21 protein-coding genes are annotated in these 17175 nt (G+C 53.4%); 3 read left to right on the top strand and 18 right to left on the bottom strand.

Annotation, left to right across the window (positions count from 1 at the left end):
* Positions 1–98: 98 nt before the first annotated feature.
* The 13 genes from fliR to fliF form a co-directional block, all read right to left on the bottom strand.
* Positions 99–884, bottom strand: coding sequence for a flagellar biosynthetic protein FliR (gene fliR, locus ACSZPU_RS15060; protein WP_499000244.1), 786 nt, complete (start codon positions 882–884; stop codon positions 99–101).
* A gap of 7 nt (positions 885–891) precedes the next feature.
* Positions 892–1161, bottom strand: coding sequence for a flagellar biosynthesis protein FliQ (fliQ, locus tag ACSZPU_RS15055; RefSeq protein ID WP_041851836.1), 270 nt, complete (start codon positions 1159–1161; stop codon positions 892–894).
* A 9-nt stretch (positions 1162–1170) separates the two neighbouring features.
* Positions 1171–1908 carry a flagellar type III secretion system pore protein FliP gene (fliP, locus tag ACSZPU_RS15050; protein ID WP_047369773.1) on the bottom strand — a complete coding sequence of 246 codons (738 nt, stop codon included), beginning with the start codon at positions 1906–1908 and terminating at the stop codon, positions 1171–1173.
* Positions 1908–2288: a flagellar biosynthetic protein FliO gene (gene fliO, locus ACSZPU_RS15045; protein WP_499000241.1), complete on the bottom strand. Its 381-nt coding sequence runs from the start codon at positions 2286–2288 to the stop codon at positions 1908–1910. The genes fliP and fliO overlap by 1 nt, the downstream gene beginning before the upstream one ends.
* Before the next feature lie 8 nt (positions 2289–2296).
* Entirely contained in the window at positions 2297–2710 is a 414-nt protein-coding gene (fliN, locus tag ACSZPU_RS15040) for a flagellar motor switch protein FliN (protein WP_499000238.1), read from the bottom strand.
* Complete coding sequence (fliM, locus tag ACSZPU_RS15035; protein WP_499000237.1) at positions 2707–3711, bottom strand: flagellar motor switch protein FliM; 1005 nt, start codon at positions 3709–3711, stop codon at positions 2707–2709. Before fliM ends, fliN begins: the two co-directional genes overlap by 4 nt.
* Before the next feature lie 4 nt (positions 3712–3715).
* Entirely contained in the window at positions 3716–4195 is a 480-nt protein-coding gene (fliL, locus tag ACSZPU_RS15030) for a flagellar basal body-associated protein FliL (protein ID WP_499000234.1), read from the bottom strand.
* Between the two features lie 104 nt (positions 4196–4299).
* Positions 4300–5577, bottom strand: coding sequence for a flagellar hook length control protein FliK (fliK, locus tag ACSZPU_RS15025; RefSeq protein ID WP_499000231.1), 1278 nt, complete (start codon positions 5575–5577; stop codon positions 4300–4302).
* The gene (gene fliJ / locus ACSZPU_RS15020; protein ID WP_499000228.1) at positions 5574–6017 is read right to left on the bottom strand and encodes a flagellar export protein FliJ; all 444 of its coding nucleotides are present in this window, start codon (positions 6015–6017) and stop codon (positions 5574–5576) included. Before fliJ ends, fliK begins: the two co-directional genes overlap by 4 nt.
* A gap of 21 nt (positions 6018–6038) precedes the next feature.
* Positions 6039–7409, bottom strand: coding sequence for a flagellar protein export ATPase FliI (gene fliI / locus ACSZPU_RS15015; RefSeq protein WP_499000226.1), 1371 nt, complete (start codon positions 7407–7409; stop codon positions 6039–6041).
* Entirely contained in the window at positions 7409–8113 is a 705-nt protein-coding gene (fliH, locus tag ACSZPU_RS15010) for a flagellar assembly protein FliH (protein ID WP_499000223.1), read from the bottom strand. Before fliH ends, fliI begins: the two co-directional genes overlap by 1 nt.
* Positions 8106–9113 carry a flagellar motor switch protein FliG gene (gene fliG, locus ACSZPU_RS15005; RefSeq protein WP_499000220.1) on the bottom strand — a complete coding sequence of 336 codons (1008 nt, stop codon included), beginning with the start codon at positions 9111–9113 and terminating at the stop codon, positions 8106–8108. Before fliG ends, fliH begins: the two co-directional genes overlap by 8 nt.
* Positions 9103–10803, bottom strand: coding sequence for a flagellar basal-body MS-ring/collar protein FliF (gene fliF / locus ACSZPU_RS15000; protein ID WP_499000217.1), 1701 nt, complete (start codon positions 10801–10803; stop codon positions 9103–9105). The genes fliG and fliF overlap by 11 nt, the downstream gene beginning before the upstream one ends.
* Positions 10804–11030: 227 nt before the next feature.
* Here fliF and fliE point away from each other — a divergent pair, with 227 nt between their 5' ends.
* Complete coding sequence (gene fliE / locus ACSZPU_RS14995) at positions 11031–11351, top strand: flagellar hook-basal body complex protein FliE (protein ID WP_499000214.1); 321 nt, start codon at positions 11031–11033, stop codon at positions 11349–11351.
* Between the two features lie 85 nt (positions 11352–11436).
* Here the strand turns inward: fliE and yedF are convergent, their stop codons facing one another.
* Both yedF and yedE read right to left on the bottom strand, forming a co-directional pair.
* Positions 11437–11667: a sulfurtransferase-like selenium metabolism protein YedF gene (yedF, locus tag ACSZPU_RS14990; protein ID WP_499000213.1), complete on the bottom strand. Its 231-nt coding sequence runs from the start codon at positions 11665–11667 to the stop codon at positions 11437–11439.
* Positions 11664–12869 carry a selenium metabolism membrane protein YedE/FdhT gene (gene yedE, locus ACSZPU_RS14985; protein ID WP_499000210.1) on the bottom strand — a complete coding sequence of 402 codons (1206 nt, stop codon included), beginning with the start codon at positions 12867–12869 and terminating at the stop codon, positions 11664–11666. The genes yedF and yedE overlap by 4 nt, the downstream gene beginning before the upstream one ends.
* 188 nt (positions 12870–13057) lie before the next feature.
* Between yedE and yedD the strand changes: the two genes are divergently transcribed.
* Positions 13058–13471: a lipoprotein YedD gene (gene yedD, locus ACSZPU_RS14980; protein WP_499000246.1), complete on the top strand. Its 414-nt coding sequence runs from the start codon at positions 13058–13060 to the stop codon at positions 13469–13471.
* A gap of 155 nt (positions 13472–13626) precedes the next feature.
* Here yedD and fliT read toward each other — a convergent pair whose 3' ends face one another.
* Genes fliT through fliD form a run of 3 tightly spaced genes read right to left on the bottom strand, consistent with a single transcriptional unit; the run spans position 13627 to position 15845 of the window.
* Positions 13627–13989 carry a flagella biosynthesis regulatory protein FliT gene (fliT, locus tag ACSZPU_RS14975; protein WP_499000208.1) on the bottom strand — a complete coding sequence of 121 codons (363 nt, stop codon included), beginning with the start codon at positions 13987–13989 and terminating at the stop codon, positions 13627–13629.
* Positions 13989–14399, bottom strand: a complete 411-nt coding sequence (fliS, locus tag ACSZPU_RS14970; protein WP_499000206.1) for a flagellar export chaperone FliS — start codon at positions 14397–14399, stop codon at positions 13989–13991. Before fliS ends, fliT begins: the two co-directional genes overlap by 1 nt.
* Before the next feature lie 9 nt (positions 14400–14408).
* A complete protein-coding gene (fliD, locus tag ACSZPU_RS14965; protein ID WP_499000203.1) occupies positions 14409–15845 on the bottom strand; it encodes a flagellar filament capping protein FliD in 1437 nt (478 codons plus the stop codon).
* A 334-nt stretch (positions 15846–16179) separates the two neighbouring features.
* Here fliD and ACSZPU_RS14960 point away from each other — a divergent pair, with 334 nt between their 5' ends.
* Positions 16180–17052: a flagellin N-terminal helical domain-containing protein gene (locus ACSZPU_RS14960; protein WP_499000201.1), complete on the top strand. Its 873-nt coding sequence runs from the start codon at positions 16180–16182 to the stop codon at positions 17050–17052.
* The last annotated feature ends 123 nt before the right edge of the window (positions 17053–17175 follow it).

Genomic DNA, 17175 nt, shown 5'->3' with positions numbered 1-17175 from the left:
GGCCTCATTTCTCGCTGCCGTCCAGATCAGATGCATCGCTCTCTGGGCTAAAATCTTGTGACGACACTATCTAGGGAGGGTGATAAAATTCTGAGTTGTTATTTCTTAGGTAGCTCTCTGACAATATCGGCTAACAGGTTGAAAATCTCACCAAATACACGCTCGGTATAAGGTGCGATTAATGGCATCATGGCCACCATTAACAAAATTCCTACCGTCAGTGTTATCGGGAAACCAATTACAAAAAGGGAAAATTGTGGAGACATTCTGTTCAATAAACCCATCGACAGGTTAATCGTCAGCAGCAGGGTAATGATGGGTAAAGCCAACATCACGCCATTAACGAAAATCATCCCCGCAGAACGAGTTATCGCCATAAATGCATCGCTGTTTACCGTATCACCGCCAATCGGCAGCGTATGAAAGGTGTCGACCAGCAATGAAATCAACCACAGGTGACCGTTGAGGACCAAAAACAGCAGCATCGCCAGCATGTCCATAAAGCGGGCCAGAACGGGCATGTTCAGATGGCTGGTAGGGTCGACAAAGGTGGCGAACGACAGGCCCATCTGCAGGCCAATCAGTTCACCCGCATAGCGAATGGTGGCAAAGGCAAACTGCATGGTGAAGCCGAGCGCGATGCCAATCAGAAGCTGCAGTATCGCCAGCCATAGGCCATCGGAGGAAAACATCGTCGCATTGACCGGCGGTAGCGTCGGGGCGACGATAAAGGTAATCACCAGACCCAGTCCCATTTTTACGCGCCGCGGGATGCTGCGCTCGCTCAGAATGGGGGCTGTCATGATCAGCGCCATAATACGCAGCAATGGCCAGAAATACATACTGAGCCATTCAAGCCATTGATCGCTGGTGACATGAAACATGCGGGGGTTATCCGATCATATAGGGCAGGTTGCTGTACAACGTGCGCATATAATCCAGCAGCAGGTTGAGCATCCACGGTCCGGCAATGATGATGGTGACGAATACCGCAATGATTTTAGGAATGAACGACAGCGTCATTTCGTTAATCTGCGTGGCGGCCTGCAGGATACTGATAATCAGACCCGTCACCAGGGCAACCAACAGCAGCGGAGCGGCAAGCGCGAGGGCAACTTTCATCGCCTCGGTGCCGATCATCATGACCGATTCAGGTGTCATTCTTCACTCCTAACTGTAGAAACTCTGTGCCAGCGAGCCGACCAGCAACTGCCAGCCATCCACCAGCACGAACAGCATTAACTTGAAGGGGAGGGCAATGGTAGCCGGAGGCACCATCATCATCCCCAGCGCCATCAGGACGCTGGCGATCACCAGGTCGATAATCAGGAACGGAATGAAAATTGTAAAGCCTATCTGGAAGGCGGTTTTCAGCTCGCTGGTCACATAGGCCGGCAGCAGAATGCGCATGGAGACCGCTTCCGGTCCCTGAATTGGCGGACTATTGGATAAACGAGCAAACAGGGCGAGATCGGCTTCACGCGTCTGGCGCAGCATAAACTCACGCAGCGGCTGTGCACCGCGTTCCAGCGCCACATCGACAGAAATCTTGTTTTCGCTAAAGGGCTGATAAGCGTCGGCATAAATTTTATCGATGACGGGCGACATAATAAAAAAGGTCAAGAACAGCGCCAGTCCCAGCATGACCTGGTTTGGTGGGGCAGAAGGTGTACCCAGCGCATTTCGCAGCAGGCCAAACACGATGATAATTCGGGTGAAGCTGGTCATCATCAGCAGGACAGCAGGCAGGAATGTCAGCGAGGTGATAAAGACCAGCGTCTGTACCGGCAGCGACCAGCTTTGTCCACCATTGGCCAGAGGTTGACTTACCAGGCCCGGGAGCTGGGCAAATGCGGCAGGGGCAGCCAGCCATAATCCGGCCAGCGCGAAAGGTAACAAACGGCGCATCAGGTTCTCCCGGAACGCTTGAGCAAATTCTTCATCACGGACTGAAAGTCCGGGGTCTTCTCTTTCATATCTTCATGGTCGGCGGGCGCGGGCGCCGGGGGAAGCGTATGCAGCAAATTGATTTGCGAAGGGGTGATGCCAAGCACCAGACGTGCGTCTTCCACATCCACAATGACCACGCGTTCACGCGGCCCTACGGAGGTGCTGGCGCTGACTTTTAATCCACGGCTTCCCGCAGATTTACCGGCAAACCCCAGACGTTTCGCCAGCCAGGCGACAATAAAAATCATCGCCAGAATCAGTGCCAGCGCGCCACTGACCTGTAGCAGTGGCGAACCCGGTACGTTTGATGGCTGGCTAACCGTGGCCTGGGTTTTCATTATTGGCCTCAGCGGCTCAGGCGACGCATGCGCTCAGACGGGGTGATGATATCGGTAATACGTACGCCGTATTTATCCGCAACGACCACAACTTCGCCCTGTGCAATGAGGTAACCGTTGATCAGGATGTCCAGCGGTTCACCCGCCAGACCGTCAAGGGCCACCACAGAACCCTGCGTCAGACGCAGCAGTTCTTTAATCGTCATACGTGTACGGCCAAGCTCCACGGTCAGTTTGACCGGGATATCCATGATCAGATCGATATCCTGCAGGCTACCACTGACGTCACCGCCGCCCAGCTGTTGGAACACAGCGTCAGCTGCCGTTTTGCTGGTCGTGGTTTTTTGTTCGTTCAACGCGTCAGCCCACAGATCGTCCATTGCGCTACCGTTTTCATCGGACGGATTGTTCATATCACTCATTTGGGCTGTACCTCATTCAGCGAATTCAAAATCGGGTTAATCAGATGCTCGACACGCAGGGCGTACTGACCATTTAGCGTGCCATATTGGCTGGTGAGTACAGGCACTCCGTCCACATGCGCGATGATGCGATCGGGTTTATCGATCGGCAGGACATCGCCGGGCTTAAGTTTAAGTATCTGCGACAGACGCAGTGAAATATCAGCAAAGTTAGCAATCAGCTCCAGCTCAGAGTGCTGAACCTGGCGCACCAGATTATCTCGCCAGTTCTGGTCCTCGGAACGGGAGTTCTCCAGTGGTGGGTTAACCAGCACTTCGCGTAGCGGCTCTATCATGCTGAACGGCAAACAAATATTGAACTCACCCGTCAGGTTGCCGATCTCCACATGGAACGGCGTATTCACCACGATATCGTTAGGTGAGGTCGTAATGTTAGTGAACTTAACCTGCATCTCCGAACGCACATACTCAACATCTAGCGGATTGATGGCTTTCCACGCGTCACTGTAGCCTTCGAGGGCCAGTTTCAGCATGCGGTTAATTACGCGCTGTTCAGTGTGCGTAAATTCGCGGCCTTCAACCTTTGTCGGGAAACGTCCGTCGCCACCAAATAAGTTGTCCACGGCGATAAAGACCAGGCTTGGGGAGAAAACAAACAGCCCCGTGCCGCGCAGTGGCTTCAGGTGGATAAGGTTGAGGTTGGTCGGAACCGGCAAGTTACGCGCAAATTCGTGGTAGGGCTGAATGCGGATCGCGCCGACTGTAATATCCGGGCTACGACGCAGCAGGTTGAACAACCCCATACGGAACTGGCGTGCAAAACGTTCGTTGATGATCTCCAGCGCCTGCAGACGTTCACGTACTACGCGGCGCTGGGTATTCGGGTCATAGGGACGAATATCGCTATCGCCACTTGCACCTGGCTTCGGATCATCGCTCGTGTCGCTGTCTCCGTTGAGCAGCGCGTCGATTTCGGCCTGAGAAAGAATGCTATCGCCCATGTCTTTACCGCAGAATGAAAGCTGTATAAAGAACGTCAGTGACTTCTTGCTTCGGTTGCCCTTGCACTAACGGTGATGCGATTGCTTCTTTAATCGCTTCGGCAAGTTGTCTCTTGCCGTCGTCAGTGGCGAGTTTAGCGGCATCCTGACGTGAGAACAGCAACAGCAAACGACTACGAACTTCTGGCAAATATTCGCTCAGTCTGGCACGCGTGACGTCATCTTTCAGACGCAGGGTGATGCCGATGTACAGCACACGATCCGCATCGCCCAGGTTTACCGTAAAGGTGTCAAGCGCGAAGAACACCGGTGCCGGTGGCGGTGGCGGGGCTTCTTGTTCCGCTTTCGCTTCCGTAGACGGATGCTGTTGCATACGCCAGTAACTATAGCCAGCAGTCGCGCATGCAGCGAGGGTGATTAACACCAATAGCGGGATCCAGATTTTACGCTTACGTTTTTTTTTGGTAATAGCGGTGTCAGTCATCTGATACGTGCTTCCTGTTAGGTACTGCTCATAGTCTGATTATCCCGTGTCCTGTCCGCGTCAAAGCGCGGAAAAGACGGGGATAATCATGCTACCTCTGGCGTTTAGGCAAAGATATCGACCGCACCATTACCGCGTGCCACCGATTGCAGACTTGCTGGCGCGATCAGCGACTCATCCTCTTCGGTCGTCAGATTGTTACTGCCACCTGTACGAGATGACTGCTGTTGCTGAGAAAAAGACTGTTGTTGCCCGGCGAAACTCTCGCTGCTGATGCTGCTTTGGCCCAGTTGAATGCCGTTCTCAGCCAGTGAGGTACGCAGCGTTGGCAGTGCGGCTTCCAGCGCCTGGCGAACATGACTGTGCGGTGACACCATCTGAATTTGCGCCAGATTATTATCATCGAGTTTCAGGGATATCTGTACCTGACCCAGATCTTCCGGGTGTAAACGCAGCTCTGCGCTCTGCTGACCCTGGCGGGTGAACATGGTGACATGCTGGCTAAGCGTCTGTTGCCATTCCGCGCTGCCTAACGGTGAGCTCAGGACGGCAGAGGAGACTGGTGCACTGGCTTGTGCCGAAGAGGCATTACTGATAACCGGTGCGATGCTGGCCGTGGTGTTGATGGTCATGGCGGCGTTATCTGCATCCTGTTTGGCTGCAGGAGCCTGCGCACTACCAAAAATACCTGCCTGCTGTTGCAGTTGTGCGTCATCACCGGTAGTGGTGGAAAGCGAGGTTACCTGTAGCGCACTATTGTCGCTATGACCTTTTTGCGCATTGCCTGCCAGCGCGGCGACATCACCCCCGATACGTTTGGTTGTACCCAGCGCACTGTTGGCGGCCGTTGCCACGTCGCTAGTCGATTTCGTCTGTGCCAGCTGCGTGGTTTGCTGATGCGGCAGCATGGTCATTAACGCACTGAGACCAGCCAGCTCTTCCTCGCTTAAATCGCTGCTATCATCATCCGTGGCGGTGTCGCTTTTGCCGAGTGCCGCAAGCACGCCGCTTTTGGTTTCCGGCGTCAGGCCGGATAACAGCGTTTGTACCTGGGTTTTGCTGTCAGTCGTCAGCGTATCGGTATCGGTTTTCGCCGTCTGGCGGGCAAGCAGGTCTGCCAGTTTTTGCGCAGCGGTTTGCGCATCGTCAGAAGACAACGCGCGTAAATTTTTCAGCGATTTGCTGCTGGTGGCTTGCAGATCGGCAAGGGTTAACGCGGTCTCGCTGTCCGCGCCTGTACCGGTTGCGGTTTTCCCGCCAAGGGCGCCTGCCAGCAGCGCCAGAAAATCTTGTGCCGTATCACCGCTGGTTTTGCTGGCGCCGGTTTGCACACCAGAGGTTGTATCCGCCTCTGTCGTAACCAATTTCTGCAAGCTGATCATTCAATTTTCCTCTGGGATGCGCGTTGTGCAAATTCATCCATTTTCTTTTGATCAAGACGGTTTTCCGCCAGTAGTGCGGCAGCGTTTTGTCTTTCCTGCAAAGTTTGCCATGCCTGCAGTCGTTGTTTTTTCTCTCGCCAGCAGTTCAATGCGGTGTCCACTTTTTCGGTCCACTGCATCAACTGCTGCCGATGCTGCTCAATGGCTTTCTCCAGCGTTTGAATAAACTGCTGATAGTTTTGCCAGCGCTGGGCTCCGATCCCCTGACTCATATCGTTATTCAGGTTGTTGCGGTATTCATGCTGATAATCCATCAGCATTTTTAGCTGCTCTTCCGCTTGCTGGCAACCGCGACGCATTTCACCCAATTTCAGGGCTGCGTCGTCAACTTCTTTCTCTGCCAAATCCTTTAGCGTCGTTAATGCGCTGTTCTGCGTCATGTTCGTCGCTCTCCCACTGCGTTATGCGTCCGGGAAAATTAGCTCAAGGGCCTGTATGGAATCTTCCCACCCGGCACGTTCGAAAATGCCTTGCTGCAAAAAGGCTTCAAGCTGCGGCCACAATGCGATGGCTTTATCCAGCATCGGGTCGCTGCCTCGCGCATACGCGCCAACGCTCACCAGATCGCGGTTACGCTGGAAGCTCGACAGCAGCTGTTTGAAATTTCGTACTCTGGCGTAATGCTTTTCAGTAATCAGGGCCGTCATGGCACGGCTGATGGACGCTTCAATGTCGATAGCAGGGTAGTGACCTGCTTCTGCCAGACGGCGAGATAGTACAATGTGTCCATCAAGGATCGCGCGCGCCGAGTCGGCAATAGGATCCTGCTGGTCATCCCCTTCGGTCAGGACGGTATAGAACGCGGTGATGGAACCGCCGCCGCTAATTCCGTTGCCTGCGCGTTCTACCAGTGCCGGTAATTTAGCAAAGACGGACGGTGGATAACCTTTGGTGGCTGGCGGTTCACCGATAGCCAGCGCGATTTCACGCTGGGCCATCGCATAACGCGTCAGGGAATCCATAATCAGCAGCACGTGCTGACCGCGATCGCGGAAATCTTCCGCAATGCGCGTGGCGTAGGCAGCGCCCTGCATACGCAATAAAGGGGAAACATCCGCTGGTGCGGCGATCACGACCGAACGTGCACGGCCATCGGCACCGAGGATATTTTCGATAAAATCTTTAACTTCGCGGCCACGTTCGCCGATAAGCCCAACTACGATAACGTCGGCCTGGGTATAGCGGGCCATCATGCCTAACAGGACGCTCTTACCCACGCCGGAACCTGCAAACAGGCCCATACGCTGACCACGGCCTACTGTTAACAAGGCGTTGATCGCGCGCACGCCGGTATCCAGTACATGTTCAATCACGGTACGCTGTAGTGGGTTGAATGGCTGGGTTATCAGGGCGCCGGTTTCACCGGTATCCGGTGTCGGCATGCCGTCCAGTGGTTTGCCGCTACCGTCCAGCACGCGGCCGAGGAGGGCAGGACCAAGGGGCAACTGTTTGCTGCTTTGCAAACCGTCGCCAAGGATATTTTTCGCATACACGCGCGCGCCGGGCAGAATACCTTCGACTTCTTCGAGTGGCATCAGGAACAGGCGATGGCCGTTAAAGCCGACAACTTCGCTTTCCACTTCCTTGGTTTCGCCGTTATCCATACGCTCAATCACGCAGGTTGCGCCCAGAGGGAGTTGCAGACCGGTCGCTTCCAGCACCAGACCGGTAGCACGCGTCAAACGACCGTAACGACGCACGGACGGCAGTTGCGCCATACGGGCCTCGAAATTGTCGAGCGAAGTCAGCCATCGGTTCAGACGTGCAGTCATCAAACGACTCCCGGTGCCGCAAGACGGCACAGTTCCTGCCAGCGCGTTGCCACGCTGGCGTCGAGATCGCCCTCATCCGCAGAGACTTTACAGCCGCCTGGGTGCAGGGTCGGGTCACCGCGCAGACGCCAGCCGTGCAGGCTAAGCGTTGCGCCAAGCATCTCTTCTACGCGCTGCAAATCATCAGGGTGCACGCGCAGCTGCGGTTTGCCGCTGAACAAGGGTTCTTGTTGCAACAGCTGTTGAATCTGTTTAATCAGCGCATTGTTATCCACGCACGCGGACTGGCCAATCACCTGACGTGCGGCTTCAAGCGCCATTTGCATCAGGCGGGAGGCAATGACGCTGTCCAGCGCATCCAGGGTGTACTGGAACTCGCTAACCAGTTGCTGCATGCGGGCATTAACGGGTGCTTGCTGTTGGCGAGCCTGGTTCAGACCGTTTTCGTAACCCTGGGAGAGGCCTTCTTGATAACCTTGCTCCTGGCCTTTTTGTCTACCTTCTGCCAAACCTGCATTATAGCCTGCTTCGTGCGCCTGCATTTGTATCTGTGCCATCTGCTGTTGCAGCTTTTGTTCAGCAGATTGTTCGTCTTCAACGTCTACATGCGGCTCATCGCTATCGGACAACGCAGCGATAAACTGAGGTACCGGAACAGCAAGGTCTTCTGGCTTCCAGACCTTCCACGGCAATTCATTAGACATAGGTATCCTCGCCGCTGCCAATTACCATCTCGCCGGTCTCGGCCAGACGACGAACAATAAGCAGGATGGCTTTCTGCTCGTTTTCCACCTGAGACAGACGGACCGGGCCACGGTTGGCAAGGTCGTCGCGCAGGATATCCGCCGCACGCTGCGACATGTTGCGCAGGAATTTGTCGCGCAGCGGTGCTTCGGCGCCTTTGAGCGCGACAAGCAGGGATTCGGAATCCACTTCCTGCAGCAGGCGTTGGATACTGCGGTCGTCCACATCCACGAGGTTTTCGAACAGGAACATCTCGTCGATAATTTTCTGTGCCAGCTCGCCGTCGAACTCGCGAACGGCGGTAATAACGGCTTCTTCCTGCTGCGTTTTCATCAGGTTGATGATTTCCGCCGCGGTTCTCACGCCGCCCATTTTGCTGCGCTTGAGGTTCTGACCGTCGAGCAGGTTGTTCAGTACTTCGGTCAGCTCTGCCAGCGCGGCTGGCTGTACGCCGCCGAAGGTGGCGATACGCAACATGACGTCATGGCGTAAACGCTCATCAAACAGCGCAAGAACATCGGCAGCCTGGCCACGTTTGAGGTGAACAAGGATGGTGGCGATAATCTGCGGGTGCTCGTCGCGAATAAGGTCGGCGGCACTCTGCGGTTCCATAAAGTTAAGTGTCTCGATGCCGCTGGTGGTATCGCGGGTCTCAAGAATATCTTCCAGCAGGCTGGCAGCACGCTCTTCGCCGAGCGCTTTGACCAGCACCGTGCGCAGGTAGTCGTTGGCGTTGATGTTCAGCGCCGCGAACTGCTCTGCTTCGGCCTCAAATTCCTGCAACACTTCCGTTAATTGCTTATTGGAGAACTGGCGCATGCCTGCCATCGCGGTACTGAGATGCTGTACCTCCCGTTGTGACAGGTGCTTGAACACTTCCGCTGCACGGTCTTCGCCAATGGTCATCAGCAGAATGACGCTTTTATCGGTGCCGGTAAGGGCGGCTGCATTATTGCTCATTTTCAGTACTCATCCACTGGCGAATGACCAGCGCCACGACGCGCGGATCGTTGTCTGACATCTCACGAATGCGTTGGCTCATCACTTCGGCACTCAGACGCTGGTTGCTACGACGCTGCTGGAGCTGCTCATCTTTGCTGAGACGAACTTCAACGGATTCTTCTATTTCAGCACGGGCACGCTGCGCTTCCTTGATGGCTTTCGCCTCTTCCTGACGACGAACCACGTGCGGGCGGACACCCTTACGCCACAGCAGCCAGGCAACGATAAGTACCAGCAACCAGCGACCTGCAGCCAACATCTGGTCGATGAAGCTCTGCTGTTGCCAGAACGGAAGCTGGCCACCCACATCGTCGGTAGCGTTGAACGGTGAGTTCACTACGTTCAGCGTATCGCCGCGTTTTTCTGTGTAGCCCATGGCCTCACGGGTCAGGTCTTCAATCTGCTTAAGCTGATCTGCGGTCAACGCTTGGGTTTTACCATCCGGCAGTGTGCGATAGTTCACGACCACAGCAACGGACAGACGCTGAATATCACCGACGTTCATTTTGGTGTGACGAATAGTGCGGTCTACTTCGTAGTTCGCGGTTTCGTTACGGGTGGTATTGCGCGGTATCGTGTTGTTTGCGGTAGATGCCGTTTGTTGACCGTTCTGATTCTGCTGTCCGTTCTGCTGACCATTCTGCTGGTTTGCAGGCGGTGTGGTGATCGGTGCAGCATTGGCCGGAGCGGGCTGGTTAGACAGTGCGCCCGGTACACCACCCGGGTAGCTACCGCCAATCTGCTCACTTTCATTGGTCTGACGAGAGCGCAGAACCGCCTGAGAGGCATCGCCATTCGGCTGATACTGCTCTTCGGTTTGTTCTTTGTTGGCGAAATCAATCTGCGCGGTAACCTGTGCATGGACGTTCCCGTTACCGACGATGGGTGCGAGGATTGCTTCAATACGGCGCTGTACACGGCTTTCAACATCACCTGCGTATTTCAACTGCGCATCGTTCAGGTCGCGACCGGCGGTGTTGGACTGGGTTAACAGACGCCCACTCTGATCAACAACGGTGACGTTACCCGGCGGCAGGCCAGCAACAGCGCTGGAGACCAGGTGAACTACCGCCGATATCTGGCCGTCGTCCATGGCGCGGCCCGGAGCAAGGTTGACCGTGATAGAGGCAGACGGTGATTTTTGCTCACGAACGAATAAGGACGGTTTTGGCATCGCGAGATGGACACGCGCGCTCTTTACCGGGCCCAGTGTTTCAATCGTACGGGCAAGTTCACCTTCCAGCGCACGCTGGTAGTTGACCTGCTCGCTAAACTGGCTGATACCAAATTTTTCCTGGTCCAGCAATTCAAAACCCACAGCGCCGCCTTTCGGCAGCCCCTGCTGTGCGAGGCGCAGACGCAGTTCGTGAACTTTGTCTGCCGGAACCTCAAGCGCCCCACCGTTCTCAGCAAAACGGTACGGAATGTTCATTTGGGTTAACTGCGTAACGATAGCCCCGCCGTCCTGGTCGGAGAGGTTGCTATAAAGGGTGCGGTAGTCCGGGCTTTTTGCCCACAGTACCATAGCGACGACGATAGCAACGGCTGCAGCAGCCGCCACCATTAATGGGATCTTGGGGTTCGCGCGCAAGCGGTTGAGCCACTCCAGAGATTTATTCTGTGGTGCAGAAGTTGCAGTCGCACTCATTGCGCACCTCGTAACTCAGGGTGGATGTTGTTATTTGAGTAGTGAAACAAAACAGACTCCCGGATCGGCAAACTCGACATTTGTCCATTAATATGGCTATGCCATTATTTGATGATTCAGAATTTTCTATGCCTCAAATAACCTGGTTTTTTGTCGTTATTTACCGCCATTATCTTATTGACGAGCTGGTAACCTTATCCGTGTATCAAACCATCCGGGGATAATTCATGGCAATTCAGGGTATAGAAGGCGTTGTCAGCCAACTGCAAGCAACGGCAAGTTTGGCGAAAAATCAAAGCGTTGATAGCGCTGACAGCGTTCAGTCGGTGAGTTTTGCCGGGCAACTGCACGCGGCGCTGGACCGAATCAGCGATACGCAGAACGCTGCGCGCGAGCAGGCAGAAAAATTCACCCTCGGCGAACCGGGCGTGGCGTTGAATGACGTAATGACCGATCTACAGAAATCATCCATTTCGCTGCAGATGGGTGTTCAGGTGCGAAATAAACTCGTGACTGCGTATCAGGACATCATGAATATGCAGGTTTAGCTTTTTGGGTGACAGCCCCGTTTGGGGCAGTCACTTTTTTTGTCGAATATCTTTCGACGAGCTGTCCTTTGCCCACCGTACTCTCTTACTTCTGAATCAAATAGCGAATCGTTGGCCCATCCTGCTGAATATCCAGCACCGTATAGCCATGGTTTCGTGCATCCACCGGTATGTTGTTGATGGACTGCGGACAATCGCTGACCACTTCCAGAATTTCACCTTTTTTTAGTTGAGGCAGCGCTTCCAGTGTGGCGACCGCCGGGTAAGGGCAGGGTTCACCCGTCATATCCAGACGGTAATCGGGTACGATGTTCATGCTGTCTCCTTAATTGCCGCCCGCGATGCGCGGCGAAAGAACTGTTTTTCCCAGCCAATAACCAACAGCAGGGCGATAAGCAGCAGGGCGTAGGTCACCAGCAGGCCGCCGAGCGGACCGAAGGTTTTCAGCAGGTTCACTTTATCCCAACTGGTGGCGAGTGCAGGGGAGAGGTCATCCCAGAAATACGCGAGAAGGGTTGAACCAATAACGTTGCCCAGACCGACCCACCAGTAATGCACCTGGCCTTCGACGGCACGGTACATCCAGCCGGTTTCACACCCGCCTGCCAGCACAATACCAAAGCCAAACAGCAGCCCGCCGAGTACGGCATTCGGGCCGGCCCACATGATTTTTGCTTCCACGCCCAGCTGTACGTAACTGAAAATACCGATCGCACTGGCGGCCATGCCGAAAATAATTGCTTTCGCCATCAGCGTGCGGCCGGTGATCCACATATCGCGGAACGCGGAAGTAAAGCAGATCTGCGCGCGTTCGATCAGTAGACCAAAGCCAACGCCGAACAGCATTGCAAGTCCCAGTTTGGGTTGGTTCATGGCCGTCAGCAGCGCCCAGCCGATCATGCCAGCGAAGATCAACATCCCAAGACGAAAACGGCGCCGCGCCTGATCGGCATTTTGGGTGAGCGGTGATGCCGCGGAGACTTTCTGCATTTTGACCGGGACGCGAAACATTGGAAGCAGGGTAAAACGTGCGCCCATCCACGAACCGATAGCCGTAGCGACGGCAAAAAACCAGGCGTGCAGGGAGAACTGAGGAATACCGGTAAAGAAGGCCGCCAGATTACACCCCATCGCCAGACGCGCACCGAAACCGGCGATAATGCCGCCAACAATCGCCTGAACGATCCGGATCCGGTGCTGCGGCAGGCGCAGTTTCACGTTGTTTGCCCACAGCGCAGCAGCCAAACAGCCGCCGAACATGCCGATAATCATCATGCCGTCGATGCGGGTCAGGGGCGTGCCATCAAGATGAATGAGTTTAAAGTATCCCCACTCTTCGGCGTGCACCCCTGCCAGTTGCAGGAGTTGCCCGCCCCAGCGGGTAAATTCGCCCGTCACCGCCCAGAAAGTACCGGTGATGCCGAAGTAGTAGGTGGAAAGAATCCCTGCTGCGATAACCGCCGGAATCGGCGACCAGAATTTGATGAGAAAGGTGGTTTTAAAGTGTTGCCATGACATGGTTTTAGCCTCTGAACTCAGAAGGATCCAATGAACTTTGAGCCGGATAATGTCCGGGAGGCGCATATTACCTGGTTTTTATGAAACTTAACCCGGAGTGGGTCAAAACAATCACCGTAATAATGAAAATGTGGTGATGGAGGGCGTTTAGTGCCAAAATTATTCGATTGGTGAATGCGGGAAAGATGATGAAAAAACAATTGATTATTGGCGCAATGCTGGCCTTGAGTGGTTGCGTTCAGGTGGATGATTTTACATCGGCAGTTAAGCATCCGGCCCCGGAAGGGTTAGCGGGTAACTGGCAGACGGTGGGGCCGCAAAGTAAGCTGGTCAGCCCGGAGGCCATTGCCTCGCTTATCATTACGCCGCAAGGGGATACGCTGGATTGCCGTCAGTGGCAGCGCGTGATTGCCGTACCGGGTAAGCTCATGCCCAGAGACGATGACTGGTACAACGTCACGCAGCAGCGCGATCTCTATCGCCTCGAACGTGATGGCACCAGCCTGGTATATGACGGCATGACGTTGCGCCGTGTTGATAAGCCAACCGTTGAGTGTACGCAGGCGCTGGCGAAGAAGACGGTTATCGGTGTGAAGCCCTGAATAAAGATGCATGATCATATGGCGGGCTGAGGATTGCCGCCGTCAGGGTAGTACCGATGGGAGGTCTGGCAAAAGGTGGGATTGTTCATCTTCCGTGCTCCAGAAGTCGCGTCATTGGACTTCTGGAGTATGGAAGAAAACCATAAGATTCGCGGTTACTGATTTAAATTATTCGGGAACAAAATTTTGCCAGACAAATTACCGTAAGCTGCGGTCAGAGACTGCTGCTTACCTGTTTTATCAATCAGGTGGCGCAGCTCTTCCATCCGGTGCTGGAGCAGCACCTTCAATTCAGCTTCGTTTGACAACACCATCCCCAGCAGCTCTTTAGCCTGCTGAGTTTGCAGTTTGTTGCCTGGAGAAATCGGATTGCGGGCTATACTCTCGACAAGCTGTACGTAGTTGACTTCCTGTTCAATCAATTCATCCCATTTACCTGAATGGGCGAGATTTAGCATGGTGATGCTGAGAGCATGCAACGCATGCCAGTCGGTAAGAGATGGGATGAAGTTAGTCATCAACGCATGTCCTGGTGAGTAGAAGCCGATGAGCCAATTTGTTTCCACGCATCGGCGATATTGTTCAGCAGTCCCTCTACCTCGATGATGCCTTCTACGTCGTTATGCAGATTTGACTGTAACAAACGGCGCACCATATAGTCGTAAAGCGATGCCATATTTTGGGGAAGATCTCCCTCAACTTCCATGTCCAGCCCTGCCTTGAGACCGTTTTCTATAATGCTGATAGCATGAGAAAGCGCCTGGCCTTTCGATACCAAATCCCCCTGTTCGAGGAACAGTCGGGCCCTGACGAGGGCACTGCGTGCCCCGTCAAAAAGCATGACAATAAGCTGGTGCGGGTTAGCGCTCATAACAGCGCTCTCAAGCCCAACTTTTTGGTAAGAAGTAGCACCACTTTGGCTATACATATCAAATCCTTAACTGCTGGAAGAACTAAATTGTTGCGTTAAGTAGGTTGCGGTACTGTTTAACTGGCTCACCAGCGTGTCGAGCGCAGTAAACTGAGACTTGTAACGCGCCATGGTTGCTTCAATTGTCGCTTCCATATCGGTATAACGCTGATCCAATGTCTTGATGGTTTTGTTAATACCATCCTGCGCATTTTGAATAACACCCGCTTTGCCGGTTGCGGTGCTCAGCATTGACGTCAGCGTGTTATTCATCTTGGTAGCCAGACCGGTGGTTGAACCGTCACCGACAAAATAAGCCTGAACAGACTCCGGGTTATCCGTTAACGCTTTCGCTAATTTGTCGGAATCTACCGTCAACGTACCGGTTGAGCCATCGGAACCGGTTACCGGGTTCTGGGTAATCCCAAGCTGAGCGAGAATCTTGTAGTTCCCGCTCTGACTTTGTACATCGGTCAGCAGTGAACGCAACTGAGACTGAATTGAACGCACGTTTGAGTCACCCAACAACGCCCCGTTGCTGTCCGACTGGCTGTCAGAGCCTGCATCGACCGCAACATATTTCGTTACGCTGGCGATGGTGGACTGCAGCGAGTTATACGCGGTCACCCAGTTGTTGATTGCCGTGGTGTTGGCGTCAGTTGCACGACCTACATCCAGCGTTTCATCTGCTGTACTTTTTGACTTAAGCGTCAGCGTCACGCCCGGCAATGCGTCAGTAATCGTGTTGCTTGAACGTTCAATGTCAACGCCGTTAATAGAGATCTTCGCATTTTGCGATGCGGTCTGAACGCTCAGCGCAGTGGTCGTGCTGTCATGACCAATCTTCTGTTGCAGCGTGTCATCACCAGTAACGGTGACCGTCATGTCGTAATCGGTACCGGTCGATTTTGATGTCAGCATCAGGCGGTAATCGCCATCATTTGCCTTCATTACGGTTGCCGTGACGTCACCACCGGCTTTGTTTATCGCATTTGCGATACCCGTCAGAGAAGTATCGGAATCCGACAGCTTCACCGTCAACGGCGTCTTGTCCCCTGCCTGGGTAATCGTGATGGTACGTGTGTTGTCAGTGGTCGTGCCGCCCAGCTGTGTGGTATTGCTGGCAATACTGGATGACATCAGTACTTGCGCTTTCGCCACCTGACTTACGTTAACAGCATAAGTTCCTACGGTCGCATCACTGGTCGTGGTGGCGGAGAACGAGGTGTTAGTGCTATTAACTGTTGTCGAGTTCCATGTAGATGTCTTACCCAACGCCGCTGTTGCGGTTTGCAGGCTGGTTAAGGCACTTTGCAACTTACCATACGCGCTTAACTGAGCGGTATATGTGGTCTTCTCGTTGGTAATCGTTGTCAGCTTGGTGTTTTCGGCTGTTTCCAGGTTGTTGTACAACGTGGTTAGATCCAGACCGGAACCTACACCAAGGTTACTAATAGAAGCCATGTCTGTTTTCCTTTGCGTCTTGTGTGTAACTTGACTCTCTATCGGCAACCTCAGAAAAAAGTTTACACATCGTATGAAAAAATAATCGACAGAAAAGCGAGAGCTGTTTGCGGTAAATAAGAGGATTGTAGAAGAGAAAATCCACCATGAGTAGGTGGATTTTTGAGCTAAAAAGTGGATTTAAAAATTTTAAATCCTTTAAAAACATCAATATAAAATTTTTTGACGATTATTTCTAAAGTCCTTCGAAGATGCGCCGATACCCTTGTTGACGGTGAGAGACGCCGTAAGTGTTAGGCACCGACCCTAAATCAATTTTTGAAGGAAAGTAATTATGGCAGTTATCAATACTAACCTGTTGTCACTGACTACTCAGAACAACCTGAACAAATCTCAGTCTGAGCTGGGCACTGCTATTGAGCGTCTGTCCTCCGGTCTGCGTATCAACAGCGCAAAAGATGATGCGGCTGGTCAGGCAATCTCCAACCGTTTCACTTCAAACATCAAAGGCCTGACTCAGGCTTCTCGTAACGCGAACGACGGTATCTCTATTGCTCAGACCGCCGAAGGTTCTCTGAACGAAATCAACAACAACTTGCAGCGTATCCGTGAGCTGGCAGTTCAGGCTCAGAACGGTACCAACTCCGGTTCCGACATCGACTCCATCCAGTCTGAAGTTAACCAGCGTCTGGACGAGATCAACCGTGTTGCAAGCCAGAGCCAGTTCAACGGTATCAAAATCCTGGCTGGTTCCAACTCTTCAACTACTATTTCTATCCAGGTTGGCGCGAAAGATGGCGAGAAAATCGAAATCACCATCTCTGGCAACAGCGGCTGGAACAAATACAGCGCAACAGGTACCGACGGTGTTACTTCCGGCCTGGCTTCTGGTGAAAGTCGTAGCGTCAAAACTAAAGGCTTCGACGTTCTGTCCTCCAGCGTTCTGGCTGACATCGACAATGCACTGAAAGCTGTTGATACTCAGCGTTCAGACCTGGGTGCGATTCAGAACCGCTTCGATTCCGCCATCTCCAACCTGAACAACACCGTGACTAACCTGTCCGCAGCTCAGTCCCGTATTCAGGATGCAGACTACGCGACCGAAGTTTCTAACATGAGCCGTGCGCAGATTCTGCAACAGGCTGGTACCTCTGTACTGACTCAGGCTAACCAGGTTCCTCAGTCTGTACTGTCCCTGCTGAGTTAATAATACGCTTCAACGTGACATTGAAAACCAACCCTTCGGGGTTGGTTTTTTTTGTGCACAGAAAACCCCCAGCTAGGCTGGGGGTTCCGGAAAGCTTTCAGCTTTAAGTCAGTTATCAAAACC

It is taken from the genome of Phytobacter sp. V69 (assembly GCF_965644215.1).
GTDB lineage: Bacteria > Pseudomonadota > Gammaproteobacteria > Enterobacterales > Enterobacteriaceae > Phytobacter.
This window is presented reverse-complemented; position numbering and strand designations above follow the sequence as displayed.

Excerpts from the sequence above, each read along its gene's own strand:
- fliF (WP_499000217.1), bottom strand. The coding sequence starts at position 10,803 with ATGAGTGCGACTGCAACTTCTGCACCACAGAATAAATCTCTGGAGTGG.
- fliJ (WP_499000228.1), bottom strand. The coding sequence starts at position 6,017 with ATGACGCAGAACAGCGCATTAACGACGCTAAAGGATTTGGCAGAGAAA.
- fliK (WP_499000231.1), bottom strand. The coding sequence starts at position 5,577 with ATGATCAGCTTGCAGAAATTGGTTACGACAGAGGCGGATACAACCTCT.
- yedD (WP_499000246.1), top strand. The coding sequence starts at position 13,058 with ATGAAAAAACAATTGATTATTGGCGCAATGCTGGCCTTGAGTGGTTGC.
- fliP (WP_047369773.1), bottom strand. The coding sequence starts at position 1,908 with ATGCGCCGTTTGTTACCTTTCGCGCTGGCCGGATTATGGCTGGCTGCC.
- ACSZPU_RS14960 (WP_499000201.1), top strand. The coding sequence starts at position 16,180 with ATGGCAGTTATCAATACTAACCTGTTGTCACTGACTACTCAGAACAAC.
- fliT (WP_499000208.1), bottom strand. The coding sequence starts at position 13,989 with ATGACTAACTTCATCCCATCTCTTACCGACTGGCATGCGTTGCATGCT.
- yedF (WP_499000213.1), bottom strand. The coding sequence starts at position 11,667 with ATGAACATCGTACCCGATTACCGTCTGGATATGACGGGTGAACCCTGC.
- fliQ (WP_041851836.1), bottom strand. The coding sequence starts at position 1,161 with ATGACACCTGAATCGGTCATGATGATCGGCACCGAGGCGATGAAAGTT.
- fliH (WP_499000223.1), bottom strand. The coding sequence starts at position 8,113 with ATGTCTAATGAATTGCCGTGGAAGGTCTGGAAGCCAGAAGACCTTGCT.
- fliR (WP_499000244.1), bottom strand. The coding sequence starts at position 884 with ATGTTTCATGTCACCAGCGATCAATGGCTTGAATGGCTCAGTATGTAT.
- yedE (WP_499000210.1), bottom strand. The coding sequence starts at position 12,869 with ATGTCATGGCAACACTTTAAAACCACCTTTCTCATCAAATTCTGGTCG.
- fliM (WP_499000237.1), bottom strand. The coding sequence starts at position 3,711 with ATGGGCGATAGCATTCTTTCTCAGGCCGAAATCGACGCGCTGCTCAAC.
- fliN (WP_499000238.1), bottom strand. The coding sequence starts at position 2,710 with ATGAGTGATATGAACAATCCGTCCGATGAAAACGGTAGCGCAATGGAC.
- fliI (WP_499000226.1), bottom strand. The coding sequence starts at position 7,409 with ATGACTGCACGTCTGAACCGATGGCTGACTTCGCTCGACAATTTCGAG.
- fliS (WP_499000206.1), bottom strand. The coding sequence starts at position 14,399 with ATGTATAGCCAAAGTGGTGCTACTTCTTACCAAAAAGTTGGGCTTGAG.
- fliL (WP_499000234.1), bottom strand. The coding sequence starts at position 4,195 with ATGACTGACACCGCTATTACCAAAAAAAAACGTAAGCGTAAAATCTGG.
- fliE (WP_499000214.1), top strand. The coding sequence starts at position 11,031 with ATGGCAATTCAGGGTATAGAAGGCGTTGTCAGCCAACTGCAAGCAACG.
- fliD (WP_499000203.1), bottom strand. The coding sequence starts at position 15,845 with ATGGCTTCTATTAGTAACCTTGGTGTAGGTTCCGGTCTGGATCTAACC.
- fliO (WP_499000241.1), bottom strand. The coding sequence starts at position 2,288 with ATGAAAACCCAGGCCACGGTTAGCCAGCCATCAAACGTACCGGGTTCG.
- fliG (WP_499000220.1), bottom strand. The coding sequence starts at position 9,113 with ATGAGCAATAATGCAGCCGCCCTTACCGGCACCGATAAAAGCGTCATT.